Source organism: Streptomyces sp. NPDC002536, from assembly GCF_053594995.1.
In genome coordinates, this window is sequence record NZ_JBSFWU010000101.1 from 12,823 (window position 1) to 27,699 (window position 14,877).

Below are 14,877 nucleotides of genomic sequence, written 5' to 3' on the forward strand. Positions count from 1 at the left end.
TGGTCCACATGGGATGAGTGGAGATGGCGGGAATCGAACCCGCGTCCAACGGTGCAGAATCAGGGCTTCTCCGAGCGCAGTCCGCTGCGATTTTCTCGGCCCCGGAGATCACACGGACAAGTCTCCGACGGGCTCAGTCACTGTTTGGTTTCCCGCTCGGCCCCGTGACCGGGCCTAGCGGTTTAGTTCCCTAGCTGATGCCAGGATCCGGGTCGGGAACAGCCCCGGGCTGACACTTCGCAAGTCGCTACTTAGGCAGCGAGGGCGAAGGAATCGCGCTTGGTGTTGGCGATTATTGGTTGCGACATATGGTTTACGAGATCATTGCCGCTTCCTCGGCTCGCTTCCCCTGCTTCGACATCCGCTGTCGAAACCGATCATCCCCATGTTGTGTTTTCAAGCTGCTCAGCCGGTCCCCCGGCTGTGCGAGGCCCATCGTACGTGACCGGGGCCCGGCGGTGCCAGCGAATTCCCGCGGAGCGGGAAGCGCCCCGTCAGGGGCGCGGGGAACTGCGCGACCAGCCACCGACGGCCTGCAGCCGACGCACTGCCGCTGGGGTCCGGGGCGAGGGCCCCGAAAACTTCGACTGCGGGCGCATCGTGGCTGGTCACGCAGTTCCCCGCGCCCCTGACGGGGCGCTTCGCTACGCCGCGCGGGACCGCTGCCGCCTGCGTGCCGCCGAGATCGCGCGGTCCGACTCGCGCCGGTCCTGCTTCTCGCGGAGCGTCTGCCGCTTGTCGTACTCCTTCTTGCCCTTCGCCAGGGCGATCTCGACCTTGGCCCGGCCGTCCTTGAAGTACAGGGCCAGCGGCACGATCGTGTGCCCCGACTCCTGCGCCTTGGACTCGAGCTTGTCGATCTCCATGCGGTGCATGAGCAGCTTCCGCTTGCGGCGGGCGCTGTGATTGGTCCACGTCCCCTGGCTGTACTCGGGGATGTGGACGTTGTGCAGCCACGCCTCGTGGCCGTCGATCTGCACGAAGCCGTCGGCCAGGGACGCGCGGCCCTGGCGCAGCGACTTGACCTCGGTGCCGGTGAGCACCAGGCCGCACTCGTAGGTGGTCAGAAGGTGGTAGTCGTGCCGCGCCTTCTTGTTCTGCGCGACCAGCTTGCGCCCTGTCTCTTTAGCCATAGCGCTGTCATTCTCGCACTACGACCCACCCCCGAGGCCAGCGAATACTGTGCGGGCCCGCTCCTCGGCGTCTCCTTCCGCGATCACGTCGGGCGCGATGCCGACGCCGTCGACGGCGTGCCCGTCGGGAGTGCGGTAGTGGCCCACGGTGAGCTCGGCGACGGAGCCGTCCGCCAGCCGGCTGGGCATCTGCACGGAGCCCTTGCCGAAGGTGCGGCTGCCCACCAGGACGGCGCGGCCGCGGTCCTGGAGCGCGCCGGCCAGCAGTTCGGCCGCGCTCATGGTGCCGCCGTCGACGAGGACGACCAGCGGCCTGCGGGTGTCCCCGCCGCGCTCGGCCCGCAGCACGCAGTGGCGGCCGCGCAGGTCGTACGTGGCGATCACCCCGCCGTCGAGAAAGGCGGAGGCGGCCGAGACGGCCTCGGTGACCAGCCCCCCCGGGCTGCCGCGGAGGTCGAGCAGGATCCCCTCCCCCGGCCCGGCCTCCTGCACCGCGTCGCGGATGCGGGCCCCGGCGCCCTTCACCAGGGGGCCGACCCTGATCCGGGTGAGGGGACCGCCGGGCCCGTCCGGCCGGTCCACGGTCACGCTCTCGGTGACCAGACGCTCGCGGAGCAGCGTGCGCTCCCACGCACGGCTCCCGCGCTGCAGACCGAGGCGCACGGGCGTGCCCGGGCGCCCCGCGCCCCAGGCCTTGTCGCCGCGCAGCCCGGCGACCACGTCCGTCACCGGACGGCCGGTGACGTCGTCGCCGTCGACGGTGCGCAGCCGGTCGCCGGGGGCGATGCCGGCGCGTGCGGCGGGGCTGCCGGGCCGCACCTCCTCGATCTCCATCCGGCCGCCGCTGCCGCGCCGCGCGGAGAGGCCGACGCCGACGTAGGCGCCGTCCAGGGCGCGTTCGAGGCCCTCGTACTCGGCGGCCGTGTAGACCGAGCTCCAGCGGTCGCCGCTGCGGCTGACCACCTCGGAGGCGGCCGCGGAGCCGGATTTGCCGTCCTCGACGGCCTGTTGGGCGGCGTCCTCGACGGCCCGGTCGTCCACGGCCCGGTCTGCGGCGGTGCGGTCGGCGGCAGTGCGGTCGGCGGCGGTGCGTGGAGGAGGGTGATCGGCGTCGCCGTCGGAGGCCTCGCGGTGGCGGGCCGGGGTGCGGGCGTCGTGCGGGCCCGTCGCCCAGGAGCCGGCGGCCGCGCCCGTCGCCAGCACTCCCACGAACACGAGGGTCAGTGCCGCCGCACGGCCGGCGCGGCGCTGCGGTACGAACATCGTCGGCCCGGGCATGAGCGGGAGTCTAGGACACCGAAGGGCGCCGTACGGGGAGTTGACCGTACGGCGCCCGTGGCGATCGTCCGGCGCGCGTTACACCTTGAGGTACTTACGGAGCGCGACGAACGCCGCCAGCGCCGGCATCAGCAGACCGATGGCCAACACAAGCGGAAGCTTGGCCAGAACCGCGTCCCAGCCGATGAACTGGATCACGTCGATGTGGTGCGCGAGCCAGTTGTTCACCAGGAACTCCTGGCCGCAGACCAGCAGGACGCACGCGAAGCCGGCGCCCAGCAGCCCGGCGAAGGCGGCCTCCATGATGAACGGAATCTGGATGTAGAAGCTGGACGCACCGACCAGCCGCATGATCCCGGTCTCCCGGCGGCGGCTGAACGCGGAGACGCGGACCGTGTTGACGATCAGCATCAGCGCGACGACGAGCATCAGGCCCATCACACCGAGCGCCGCGAAGTTCATGCCGTTGAGGAGATTGAAGAGGTTCTCCAGCAGGGTCTTCTGGTCCTGCACCTCCTGCACGCCCGGCCGCTGCGAGAACGCACTGGAGATGACCGCGTATTTGGACGGGTCCTTGAGTTTGACGCGGAAGGATTCCTGCATCTGGTCCGGGGTCAGCGAACCGGCGATCGGGGAGGATTTCCCGAACTGTTCCTTGTAGTGCTTGTAGGCCTCGTCCGCCGTCTCGAACTGGACTTTCTGGACGACCGGCATCTTCTCCAGGTCGGCCTTGATCTGCTTCTTCTGGTCCTCGGTGACGGCGCCCTTGGCGCAGGCGGGCTGCGACTCGACGTCGTTCTTGTTGCAGAGGAAGATCGAGACGTTGACCTTGTCGTACCAGTAGCCCTTCATCGTGCTGACCTGCTCGCGCATGAGCAGGGAACCGCCGAACAGGGCGAGCGACAGGGCGACGGAGACGATGACCGCGAAGGTCATCGTGAGATTGCGGCGGAGACCGACACCGATCTCCGACAGGACGAACTGGGCGCGCATGGCGTCTTCTCAGTCCCTTTCAGTGCCGTTCAGAGCCGATCAGTGCTGGTAGCCGTAGACGCCGCGCGACTGGTCGCGCACGAGACGGCCCTGCTCGAGTTCGATGACGCGCTTGCGCATCTGGTCGACGATCTGCTGGTCGTGGGTGGCCATGATCACCGTGGTGCCGGTCCGGTTGATCCGGTCCAGCAGCTTCATGATGCCGACGGAGGTCTGCGGGTCCAGGTTGCCGGTCGGCTCGTCGGCGATCAGCAGCAGCGGACGGTTGACGAACGCCCGGGCGATCGCGACGCGCTGCTGCTCACCGCCGGAGAGCTCGCCGGGCATCCGCTCCTCCTTGCCGCCCAGCCCGACCAGCTCCAGCACCTGCGGCACGGCCTTGCGGATCTCGCCGCGCGGCTTGCCGATCACTTCCAGGGCGAAGGCGACGTTCTGGCTGACGGTCTTGTTGGGCAGGAGCCGGAAGTCCTGGAAGACGGTGCCCAACTGGCGCCGCATCTGCGGCACTTTCCAGTTGGAGAGCCGGGAGAGGTCCTTTCCGAGCACATGGACCTGGCCGTGGCTGGCCCGCTCCTCCCGCAGCAGCAGCCGCAGAAAAGTGGATTTTCCGGAACCCGAGGACCCGACCAGGAAGACGAACTCGCCTTTCTCGATCTCGAGCGAGACGTCGCGGAGCGCCGGACGGTTCTGCTTCGGGTAGGACTTGGAGACGTTGTCGAATCGGATCACGAGTGCACCACGCTGCGACCTGGGGAGAGAGCGGCACGGAACGCCGCGTTCGCGGCTCCGTCGGTGTGCGTGACCATACGCGAACCACCGGTGCACGCGCAGTCGGCATCCGGGTTCGGCGTGAGTTGTCACGTTTCTGACCGACTGGGCGGGCCTCCGGGCGCCGTCGGCGGGCGCTTCACCGGAGCGGACGCGCCGGACGGCGGAAAAGCTGGCAGAGTGGTAAGGGGAACCGCGTGGCCGTCCCGCGCGTTGGACATACCGAAGGAAGGAAATCGCATGACATGCGACCGACTGGTGTGCGCCAACTGCGCGGGCCCCGTCAGCGAGGGCCGCTGCCCGGTCTGCCGGGCCAGCCGTGAGCGGCTGCAGCAGCAGGAGGGCGTCTTCGGCGCGCTGAACCCGGCGGCATTGCTCGTCCTGCTGGTGGCATTGGTCGCGGTCGCCGTACTCGCCCGCAGCTTCGCGGGGTGAGCGCGCGATTACGCGCAGACGTTTTTCCTGATTCTCCGGATTCTCCGGCAGTTTTTCCTTCGAGTCGCCCCTGCCCGGCGCCCGGCGCAATGGGCGCATGAACGCGGTGAGGCCCGGAGCGCGCGCCGCGCGCTCCGGGCCTTCGTCCTGCGGGGAGGCCGTCGTCAGGCCGCCGTACCCCGGTTGATCAGGCGCGGGAGCATCCGGAAGCCGATGCCGCCGGCGATCATCACCGCGGCACCGGTGACCAGGAAGGCCGTCTGACCGGCACCGGTCTGGGCCAGCTCACCGGTCTGCGCGAGCTCCTCCTTGGGCTTGCTCTGCTGGACCGGCTGGGCGCCGACGTTGTCGGTGCCCGGGTTGTTGTTGCCGCCACCCGTGGCCGCGGCGCCGTTGTTGCAGTTGGCGCTGTCGGTGTCGACGGGGCAGGTGTGGGCGTCGTCGGAGCCGCCGGTGCTGCCGCCGCCGGTGGCGGTGCCGCCCGTGGAGCCGTGGTCACCGGAGCCGCCGGTGGTACCGCCACCGGTCGTGCTGCCGCCGGTCGAGCCGCCGCCGGTGGTGGTGCCCGAGGTGCTGCCGCCCGTGGTGGAGCCGCCGGTGGAGCCGGAGGTGCTGCCGCCGGTCGTCGTACCCGACGTGCTGCCACCCGTCGTCGTGCCCGAGGTGCTGCCACCCGTGGTCGTGCCGGACGTGCTGCCGCCCGTCGTGGTGCCGCTGGTGGAGCCGGAGGTGCTGCCGCCGGTCGTCGTGCCCGAGGTGCTGCCACCCGTCGTCGTACCGGACGTGCTGCCACCCGTCGTGGTGCCCGAGGTGCTGCCACCGGTCGTGGTGCCGCTGGTGCTGTCGCCGCCGGTCGAGCCGGACGTGCTGCCGCCGGTCGTCGTACCCGAGGTGCTGCCACCCGTCGTCGTACCGGACGTGCTACCGCCCGTCGTGGTGCCCGAGGTGCTGCCACCCGTGGTGGAGCCGCTGGTGGAGCCGGACGTGCTGCCGGACGTGCTGCCGCCCGTCTGGCCGCCGGTCGGCTGCGGGATGGACGTCGGGTTGCCGGTGGGGTCCGTCGTGGGGTCGGTGTGCACGCTCACGTCGATGCCCGGAACGGACACGTCGACCCCTGCGGCTGCGGCCGCGCCCGCGGCCGTCAGCGACGCACCCGCGGCCATCACGGCACCGGCCGCTATTCGCGCAACGCGCAGCCGAGTCTTCTTCGTCATCTGCCTGCTACCCCCTGTAGCTGATCTCGTCGATGGAGCAGCTATGCACAGGGCCGTGGCCTACTGGGGGTCGCGTGACCGAACCGGCGATCAAAACGCCGGGACGCTTACCCCCCGTCACACGCGCCCCAGTGATACGCATGCCGGGCGCAAGCCTTGCGATTTTCGGGGGCGGCGTCAAGCCGGAACGATCCGGCCGACGCCGTTGCCGTTACTTCTCCTGCTGCTTGCGCCAGCGGATGCCGGCCTCGATGAAGCCGTCGATCTCGCCGTCGAGAACGGCCTGCGGGTTGCCGACCTCGAACTCGGTGCGCAGGTCCTTGACCATCTGGTACGGGTGCAGGACGTACGAACGCATCTGGTTGCCCCAGGAGCCGCCGCTGTCGCCCTTGAGGGCGTCCATCTTGGCCTGCTCCTCCTGGCGGCGGCGCTCCAGGAGCTTGGCCTGGAGGACGTTCATCGCGGTCGCCTTGTTCTGGATCTGCGAGCGCTCGTTCTGGCAGGAGACGACGATGCCGGTCGGAATGTGCGTCAGACGCACCGCGGAGTCGGTGGTGTTGACGCCCTGGCCGCCGGGGCCGGAGGAGCGGTAGACGTCGACGCGCAGCTCGGACTCGTCGATCTCGACGTGGTCGGTCTGCTCGACGACCGGGAGGACCTCGACGCCGGCGAAGGACGTCTGGCGGCGGCCCTGGTTGTCGAACGGGGAGATGCGCACCAGGCGGTGCGTGCCCTGCTCGACGGAGAGGGTGCCGTAGGCGTAGGGGACCTGGACGGCGAAGGTGGTCGACTTGATGCCGGCCTCTTCGGCGTACGAGGTCTCGTAGATCTCGGTCTTGTAGCCGTGACGCTCGGCCCAGCGCAGGTACATGCGCTGCAGGCGCTCGGCGAAGTCGGAGGCGTCGACGCCGCCGGCCTCGGCACGGATGTTGACCAGCGCCTCGCGGGAGTCGTACTCGCCGGAGAGAAGGGTACGGACCTCCATCTCGTCCAGCGCCTTGCGGACGGCCGTCAGCTCGGCCTCGGCCTCGGCGAGGGCGTCCGCGTCGTCCTCGGCCTCGGCGAGCTCGAAGAGCACGCCCAGGTCGTCGATGCGGCCGCGCAGCGTCTCCGTCTTGCGGAGCTCCGCCTGGAGGTGCGACAGCTGACTGGTGATCTTCTGTGCCGCCTCGGGGTCGTCCCAGAGGGACGGGGCGGCCGCCTGCTCCTCGAGCACGGCGATGTCGGCCCTCATCTTGTCGAGGTCCAGGACGGCCTCGATCGACCCCATGGTCGAGGAGAGGGACTTCAGCTCTTCGGATACATCAACGACTGCCACGCACCCCAGCGTAACGGCTGCGCCGGGCTCCCCGGTCCGCACGGTGCGGGCCCACTGCGTGGGGCCCGCTTTCGCCCTGGTTGTGGGCAGGCGTTCCGCAGGGCGGAACGGGTGGGCACAACCAGGACCACCGGGCAGCAACCACACCGCGGCGCCCCGGTTCCGGGAGCTCGATGCCGTCCGGCACCGCCGGACTGCGCCATCGTGGCTGATCACCGTTGCGGCGGAGGTGAAGCAACGGGCTCGTTGCTTCACCTCCGCCAGCTACGGCGTCCTGTCCGTCCGGTGGACACCCGGCTTCGCATCGCCCCCGCCGTCGTGATCGGCGGCGAACCAGCCGCCGACCCCGGCCGCGGCGGCCACCGCGACGGCCACGGCGCCCAGCCGGATCCGCTTGCGCCGCGCCGCGAGTTCCGCAGGAGTCCGGTGGCGGGCCGAGCCCGCCCGCGGCTCGCCCGCGGTGCGCGGGGTGCGGGCCGTGCCGTGCGGGCCGCCCGCGAGTTCCTCGGGTGCCGGCACCCGCATGCTCGTGTGCGTGTCCCGGCTGGAGTCGGGCACCCCGCCCGGCACCAGCGGCACCGCCCCCCGCCGTTGCGGCTCACCGGCCGCGGCCGGCGCCGGCACCGCGGCACCCGCTTCCGGGCGGGCGGAGGCGGCCGCCTCCTCCGGTTCGTCGATGTCCAGCGGCGGCAGCCCGGCCAGCGACGGCAGCAGCTCCCGCAGCCGCGCCCCCAGCTCGGTGGCCCGCAGCCGGGAGGCAGGGGCCTTGGCGAGGCACTGCACGAGGAGCTGCCACAGCTCGTCGGGGATGCCCGGCAGCGGCGCCACCGTCTCCGTCACATGCCGCCGCAGCACCGCGCCCGGGTGCCCGCCGCCGAACGGCGTGAAGCCGGCCAGGAGCTCGTAGAGGACGGTCGCCAGCGCGTAGACGTCGACGGACGCGCGCGGCGGCAGGCCCTCGATGATCTCGGGGGCGAGGTAGTCCGGGGTCCCGATGATGCTGCGCTGGCCCGTGGAACGGCCGCCGGGGCCGCCGCCCGGGGAGTCGACGAGGCGGGCGATACCGAAGTCCGTCAGCAGCGCCTGGTGCGCGCCGCCGGGGCCGAGCGGGCCCTGCATGTCCAGCAGGACGTTCTCCGGCTTGACGTCGCGGTGGATGATGCCGGCGGCGTGCGCGGCGGCGAGCCCGTCCGCGACGTCGGCGACGATGGCGACCGCGGCCTCGGGCGCGAGACGGCGCTCGCGGTCGAGCCGGGTGCGCAGGTCCGTCCCCCGGATGAGGTCCATGACGAGCGCGAGGTCGGCGCCGTCGACGACGAGGTCGCGGACGCCGACCACGTTCGGGTGGTCGAGACCGAGGAGGGCCGCGCGCTCCTGGACGAAGCGGCCGACGAGCTCCTGGTCGGAGGCGAGGTCCTCGCGCAGGAGCTTGATCGCGACCGGCCCCTCGGGACCGTCGCCGAGCCACACCGTCCCGGCACTGCCACGGCCCAGAACCTGGTGGGCGGTGTACCGGCTGCCGATCTTCCGTGCCAAGACTGTTCCCCGACTCCTGTCGTCATCCGGCCGTCCTGCGACTGGCGCGCTGGCGACCAAGCTACTGCCAACCGTCACCGGCGATGCAGAAAAACCCGTGCCGGTGTCGACATATCGATGGCATCACCGGCCGGACCGCCAGGTCGCGGGGCGTGCGGGGCTACCCGTGGGAACCGAGATTCGACACCCAGTCCTTGACGGCGGTGCCCCAGCTCCAGAGCGTGTCCCAGTACCCCTTGCCGTCGGCCACCCACGTCTTGAGCGGGGTGAACTCCCAGAGCAGCCAGGAGCCGACGAGCAGCAGGACGATCATGAACAGACAGCCCTTGAGGCAGCCCAGACCCGGGATCCGCATGGGGTTCGCACTGCGCTGCCGCGGCGGGCGCGGCTCCCGGCGCGGCGCCGGCTCGGGGGCCTGCGGCGGGGCGTACGGCTGCGGCGCGGGCTGCTGGTAGCGCGGCTGCTGCTGCCGCTGGGACCGCTGCGGCTGGGGCTGCGGCTGCTGCCGCCGGGGCGGACGCTGCTGCTGGGGCTGCGGCGCGTAGGGCTGCGGCTGGGGCGCGTACTGCGGCGCGTAGCCCTGCTGCCCGTACGGCTGCCCCTGCTGCCCCGGCTGCCCGGACTGCCCGCCGTACTGCTGCTGTTGGGCCTCGCGGCGCGTGGGGCGGCGGCGCAGCGGGTCCTCGGCGGGGTCGAGGTACTGCAGCTGCGTCTGCTCGTTGCGGTCGCGGGCGGCGGCCATCTGCGTCTGCCACGGGTGCGGGCCGTCGGCCTGCGGGGCCCCGGGCGGGACGGGCGGCATGACGCGGGTGGGGTCGCCGCTCTGCCCGCCGGCGGGGCCGGTGGGCGGCAGCACCTGGGTGGGGTCGGCGTTCGGGCCGCCCCTGGACAGCACCTGGGTCGGGTCGGCGTTCGGGCCGGTGCTCGGCAGGACGCTGGTCGCGGCGTTCGGGTCGTAGCCGCCCGGCTGCTGCGCCGACAGCACCTGCGTGGGGTCGGCGTCGCCGGAGCCGGGGAGGCCGGCGCCGGCGCCCAGGCCCGTGCCGGGCACCGTGGCCGGCTGCGGGTCGGGCGCGAGGAGCGCGGCGACCCCGAGGGCCGCCTCGGCCTGGGCCGGGGAGGCGTGCACCCCGACGCCCGAGGCGACGACGCGCAGGGCGCGGGCGAGGTTCTCGGCGCTGGGCCGCACCTCGGGCCGCTTGCTCAGGCAGCGCTCGATGACCGTCCACAGCGGCTCGGGGACGGTGGTGGGGCGGCGCGGCTCGGCGCTGAGGTGCTGGTGCAGGACCTCGAGCGCGGTCGCGCCCGCGAACGGCGGGTGGCCGGTGACCAGTTCGTACAGCAGGATGCCCGCGCCGTAGATGTCGACGGCGGAGGTCTGCGGGCGGCCCTCGGCGGACTCGGGCGCGACGTACGCGGGCGTGCCGACGAATTCGTGGGTGCGGGTGAGGCCCGGGGAGTCCGCGAGGCGCGCGATGCCGAAGTCGGTGAGCATCGGGTGCATCTGTCCGCCGTCGCTCTTGAGGAGGACGTTGGCGGGCTTGAGGTCGCGGTGCACGATGCCGTCGGCGTGGCTGGCGGCCAGGGCGTCGGCGATCTGGGCGGTGAGGAGGGCGGCGGCCACGGGGGTGAACGGGCCGTTCTCGCGCAGGTAGCGGTGCAGGTCCGGGCCGTCGATCAGGTCCATGACGAGCGCCAGCAGATCGCCCTCGACGACGAGGTCGCGGGTGCGGACGATGTTGGGGTGGGTCAGCCGCAGCAGGACGGAGCGCTCGCGCAGGAACCGCATGACGACGTCGGCGTCATTGGCCAGCTCCTCCTTGAGGACCTTGATCGCAACGGTCTCGCCGGGCTGCCCGGTGACGGCGGCCTCGGCACCGGCCGCCTCCCGCTGGCGGGCTCGCCAGACGGTGCCCGTGGCTCCGCGCCCGAGCGGCTCCTCGAGCAGGTACTTGCTGCCTACCGGCCGCACGTCATGCGCTCCCTGGTCGTGATCTGCTGGATCTGCTGAATCTGCCGGATCTTCCGTATCTGGTGGATCCGGTGATCCTGCCGAACTGGCCTCTGCTGCATCGGCCCGGTCTCGCGCCCGGCCTTTCGCCCACTGTAGTGCCGGTCCGGGGGCCGTCGGCGGCCGTGATTCGGATGCGACGCCACGGGCTTACGGGGAAGACGCGGCGAGAGCGGGGATGGTTGCCGGCGGCGTGGCGGACGGCCGGGGCGACCGCACGGTTTCGGCAATAAAGCGCAAGAAACAAGCCTGCCCGCGGACACATGCAGCACACAGGAGAGAACAAATCGACCACCGGCTGACAGTGGCGCGAGAGTGCCCCCATCCTCGGAGGGTCGTTCAAGATCACGAATTGGCTCTCGCCGGGCGCGTTGTCGGCGGCAGGTGCGAGGATGCTCGCAGCACGGATGCGCCGGGGAGGGAGCGGGAGGCCCCGCGCGACGTGGTGACCTGTACGTGCCGACGCGCTCGTGCACGGCCGGAGGGGGAGAGCCGCCCCGCCCGGCCGGCCGGGGCAGGAAGGGACCGTTGACGGCGATGCAGATCCGGCTGACCGTCCTCGGGCCGCTCGGCGGCCACACCCACAGCGCCGCCCCGGCGGCCCACGTCTCGTGCGACGTGCTGGTCACGGCCCCCGTGGGCACCGCCCTCGCCGGTGTCGCGAGCGGCCTCGCGGCCGCCGTCGCCGCCGCCGGCTCCGACCTCGGCACGGGTGCCGTCGCGGTCTACGCCGGCACCGAGCGCCTCGACCCGCAGCGCTGCGCCCTCGGCGAGCCGCCGCTGATCGACGGCGCCGTCCTGTCCCTGAACGTCCCGGCCGACCCCGAGCGGCACGCGGGCGTCCTGCTGTCCGGCGTCCCCGAGTCCGCGGCCCGGCTGCACGTCGTCTCCGGCCCCGACGCGGGCGGCGTGCACCTGCTGCACGGGGGCGAGGTGCGGGTGGGCCGCTCCAGCGGGGCGGACGTCCCGCTGGACGATCCGGACGTCTCCCGCCTGCACTGCGCGGTCACCCTGTCCGACGAGGACGGCAGCATCACCTTGCACGACCTGGGCTCGACGAACGGCACGGTCCTCAACGGCGAGCGCGTGGACGGCCGGGCCGTCCCCTTCCCTCCCGGCTCGCTGCTACGGGTCGGCGAGTCGACCCTGATTCTCCACGCGGGGCCCTGCGGCGACGCATCGGAGGCGACCCCACGGGTGCTGCCCGCGTCGCCGGACGGTGAAGGGCATCTGCGCGTGGGGCAGTCGACCTCGGCGGAGCAGTCCGTCAAGCTGCCCGGACAGCAGACCGCGACGGAGGGCCGCACAGGAACTCCCCTGCCGCACAGCCTCGTTCCCGCCCAGGGCGGCAGAGAGGCACCCCTGCCGGCCGCGGCCGTCCCGGGGGTACCCGCGCAGGCGACCGCCGCCGAACCGGCAGCGGTGCCCGCGCCGACGCCCGCACCCGACGCGGCACCCCAGGCGCAACGGCCCCCTGCGGCGGCCAGGGCGACGATCCCTCCGCAGGCCGCCCCGCCCGAACATCCGCCCCGCACAGGCGACTTCGAGCAGCCCGGCCACCAGCCGTCCGCCGGCCCCACCGGCTACGCCACCGGAACCCTCGGCTTCGACGGCGGCACCGTCCGCCGCCCCGCGCCCGCCCACTCCGGCTACGCCGGCCACACGCCCGGCGCCGCCGGGACCGTCCGCGGCATCGGCTCCGCCTCCTTCACCCCCGGCGGCCACGACGACCCCAGCCCCGAGACCCTCGGCGGCCGCGGCCTGCCCCTCGCAGTCGAAGCGGACCTGGACGTGGCCGCGGACGACCCCGCCGAGCCGCGGCGCGGCAAGCTCGGCCGCGGGATAGGGGCCTGGGCCCGGCGGCTCGCCACCGGCCGGGGCACGGCGCAGCGCGGAAGCGGCGAGGACCCCGAGGCGGACGGGCCGGAGAGCGAGGCCGGGCAGGCGCTCGCCACCGCCGCCGCACTGCGCGGGCGCTGGCCCGATCCGGCCGCCGTGCTGCTGACGGCCCTCGGGCCCGGGCCGCACCTGTGGGAGCGCGGCCCGCACCACCCCGACCTGCTCACCGTCCGGCTCGGCACGGCCGACCGCGGCCTGCTGCCCTCCGTGCCCGTCACCGTCTCGCTGCGCCAGGCCGGCGCCCTCGGCCTCGCCGGGCCGCGCGAGCGGCTGTCCGGGCTCGCCCGGTCCGTGCTGTCCCAGCTGGCCGCCCTGCACCGCCCGGCCACCCTCGAGTACGTGCTGATCAGCGCGGACCGCGCGCGCCCCGCCGAGGAGCGGCTGGCCGAGTGGTCCTGGCTCGGCTGGCTGCCGCACGCGCGGCCCGCGCACGGGCAGGACTGCCGGCTGCTCCTCGCGTACGACCGCGAGCAGGCCGAGGCCCGCACGGCCGAGCTCGTACGCCGCCTGGACGACGGCCCGCTGGGCCCCGGCTGGGCCACGGCGCCCCCCGAGGCGGTGGCCGCGGCGGCCGTGCAGCACCGCGGCCCGTACACCGTGCTGATCGTCGACGGCGACCCGGGCTCCACGGCGCTGCGGGACACCGTCGCCCGGCTGGCCGGGAGCGGTGCGGCGGCCGGCGTCCACGTCGTCTGCCTGGCAGAGGCCCCGGCCACCACGCCCTCCTCCCCCGTGTCGGCCACCCTCGCCACGGCCCAGGCCGCCTCCCCCGCCTTCGCCCAGTGCGGGGCGGTGGCCCTGCTGAGCGGTGACGTGGCCACGGTGGTGCAGGTCATCCAGCGCGCCCCGGCGGGATCGCAGGGCCCCGTCGTGCCGGCGGTGGTGCCGGCCGTCGCGGGCACGACGCTCGTCGCCGCCGTGGACGCGGTGTCGGCGGCCTGGGCCGAGCGGTTCGCCCGGGCGCTGGCCCCGCTGCGCATGGCGGAGGGAGCCGGTGCCGACGGCGAGGGCGCCCGCGTGGCGGCCGTACTGCCGCGCGCGGCACGGCTGTTGGACGAGCTGGGGCTCGCCCGCGCCACGCCCGCCTCGCTCACCGCCCGCTGGGCGGCCGCGACCGACCGCGGGGCCCGGCCCGGCGGCCGGGCCGTCGCCGTCCTCGGCGCCGGGCCGCACGGTCCGCTCGCCGTGGACCTCGCGGGCGACGGCCCGCACCTGCTGGTGGAGGGCGGGCCCGGCAGCGGCAAGACCGAGCTGCTGCGCTCGCTCGCCGCCTCGCTGGCGGCCGCCGACCGCCCCGACCGGCTGTCGCTCGTCCTCGTCGACGGCGCCGCCGCCGAGCGCGGCGAGGGCCTGCGCATGTGCACGGACCTGCCGCACGTGTCCACGTACCTGGCCGCGTCCGACCCGGTGCGCATGCGGGAGTTCGCGCAGGCGCTCGCCTCGGAGCTCAAGCGGCGCGCGGAGCTGCTGGGCACGCTCGACTTCTGCGCATGGCACGACCGGAACCCCGCGCCCCCGGCGCCCGACGCCCCCGGCGTCGCGGGCGCGCGCGGCGGCGACCTGGACTCCCCGCCGAGCGGCACGCTCAAGCTGCGGACGCAGCGCGGCGGTCCGACGCGGACGGCGGAGACGGCGCTGCCCCGGCTCGTCGTCCTCGTGGACGACTTCGACGCCCTGGTCGCCCCCGCCCTGGGCAGCACGGGCCGCCCGGCGGCCGGTTCGGTGGTCCGGGCGCTGGAGGCGGTGGCCCGCGACGGCGAGCGGCTCGGCGTGCACCTGATCGCCGCGTCCGGACGCCCGGACCGCACGGCCGACACGGCCGCGGTCGAACGGGCCGGCCTGCGGGCGACGCTGGAGATCGCCCCGGCGGCGGAAGCCACGGGCTCCGGAGCCGACAGCGAACCGGCGCCCGGCCGGGGCCGGTTGCAGCGGCCGGACGACGGAGGGGTGACCCCGTTCCAGGCGGGCCGCGTCACGGGCCGCATCCCGCGCACGGCGACGCTCCGCCCGACGGTGGTGGCCCTGGACTGGCAGCGCATGGGCGACCCGCCGGCCCGCCGCCCGGTACGGGAGCTGGGGAACGGGCCGACGGACCTGGCCTTGCTGGCCAGTGCGTTGCAGCGCGCTGCGCAGTCGGCAGGGGTGCAGGCGGCTCCGCCGTTGCTGTAGGAGGCCTGCCCGCGCCCCGCGAGGGGCGCGGGGCTGTTGACATATGCGGCTCCGCCGCGTGGGCGCGATCAGCCACCGTCGGCGATCGGAAGAGCGTCTAGTAGGGAAAGAGTTATTGATGAG

Annotated in this window: 10 protein-coding genes and 1 other RNA gene; 2 read left to right on the plus strand and 9 right to left on the minus strand. The window is 73.6% G+C overall.

Annotation, left to right across the window (positions count from 1 at the left end; translation table 11 throughout):
- Positions 1–15: 15 nt before the first annotated feature.
- The 5 genes from ssrA to ftsE form a co-directional block, all read right to left on the minus strand.
- Positions 16–385, minus strand: a transfer-messenger RNA (tmRNA) gene (gene ssrA, locus ACWD4B_RS28530).
- Between the two features lie 259 nt (positions 386–644).
- Positions 645–1,133, minus strand: a complete 489-nt coding sequence (smpB, locus tag ACWD4B_RS28535) for an SsrA-binding protein SmpB (RefSeq protein ID WP_451423449.1) — start codon at positions 1,131–1,133, stop codon at positions 645–647.
- Positions 1,134–1,151: 18 nt separating this feature from the next.
- Entirely contained in the window at positions 1,152–2,411 is a 1,260-nt protein-coding gene (locus ACWD4B_RS28540) for a S41 family peptidase (RefSeq protein WP_451423450.1), read from the minus strand.
- Between the two features lie 78 nt (positions 2,412–2,489).
- Positions 2,490–3,404, minus strand: a complete 915-nt coding sequence (gene ftsX / locus ACWD4B_RS28545) for a permease-like cell division protein FtsX (RefSeq protein WP_336416563.1) — start codon at positions 3,402–3,404, stop codon at positions 2,490–2,492.
- 39 nt (positions 3,405–3,443) lie between these two features.
- Positions 3,444–4,133: a cell division ATP-binding protein FtsE gene (gene ftsE, locus ACWD4B_RS28550; RefSeq protein ID WP_171087956.1), complete on the minus strand. Its 690-nt coding sequence runs from the start codon at positions 4,131–4,133 to the stop codon at positions 3,444–3,446.
- A gap of 279 nt (positions 4,134–4,412) precedes the next feature.
- On the opposite strand from ftsE, the gene ACWD4B_RS28555 reads away from it, so the two are divergent.
- The gene (locus ACWD4B_RS28555) at positions 4,413–4,607 is read left to right on the plus strand and encodes a hypothetical protein (RefSeq protein ID WP_336416562.1); all 195 of its coding nucleotides are present in this window, start codon (positions 4,413–4,415) and stop codon (positions 4,605–4,607) included.
- Between the two features lie 164 nt (positions 4,608–4,771).
- Here ACWD4B_RS28555 and ACWD4B_RS28560 read toward each other — a convergent pair whose 3' ends face one another.
- The 4 genes from ACWD4B_RS28560 to ACWD4B_RS28575 all read right to left on the minus strand — a co-directional run bounded on the left by ACWD4B_RS28560 (position 4,772) and on the right by ACWD4B_RS28575 (position 10,647).
- The gene (locus ACWD4B_RS28560) at positions 4,772–5,821 is read right to left on the minus strand and encodes a hypothetical protein (RefSeq protein ID WP_451423451.1); all 1,050 of its coding nucleotides are present in this window, start codon (positions 5,819–5,821) and stop codon (positions 4,772–4,774) included.
- Positions 5,822–6,032: 211 nt separating this feature from the next.
- Positions 6,033–7,139 (minus strand): peptide chain release factor 2, encoded by a 1,107-nt coding sequence (prfB, locus tag ACWD4B_RS28565; protein ID WP_390781978.1) that lies wholly within the window; start codon positions 7,137–7,139, stop codon positions 6,033–6,035.
- A 264-nt stretch (positions 7,140–7,403) separates the two neighbouring features.
- On the minus strand, positions 7,404–8,675 hold the full coding sequence (locus tag ACWD4B_RS28570; RefSeq protein WP_451423452.1) for a serine/threonine-protein kinase: 1,272 nt from the start codon (positions 8,673–8,675) through the stop codon (positions 7,404–7,406).
- 160 nt (positions 8,676–8,835) lie between these two features.
- Positions 8,836–10,647 (minus strand): serine/threonine-protein kinase, encoded by a 1,812-nt coding sequence (locus ACWD4B_RS28575; RefSeq protein ID WP_451423453.1) that lies wholly within the window; start codon positions 10,645–10,647, stop codon positions 8,836–8,838.
- 576 nt (positions 10,648–11,223) lie between these two features.
- Between ACWD4B_RS28575 and ACWD4B_RS28580 the strand changes: the two genes are divergently transcribed.
- Positions 11,224–14,754 carry an FtsK/SpoIIIE domain-containing protein gene (locus tag ACWD4B_RS28580; protein WP_451423454.1) on the plus strand — a complete coding sequence of 1,177 codons (3,531 nt, stop codon included), beginning with the start codon at positions 11,224–11,226 and terminating at the stop codon, positions 14,752–14,754.
- Positions 14,755–14,877 lie beyond the last annotated feature (123 nt).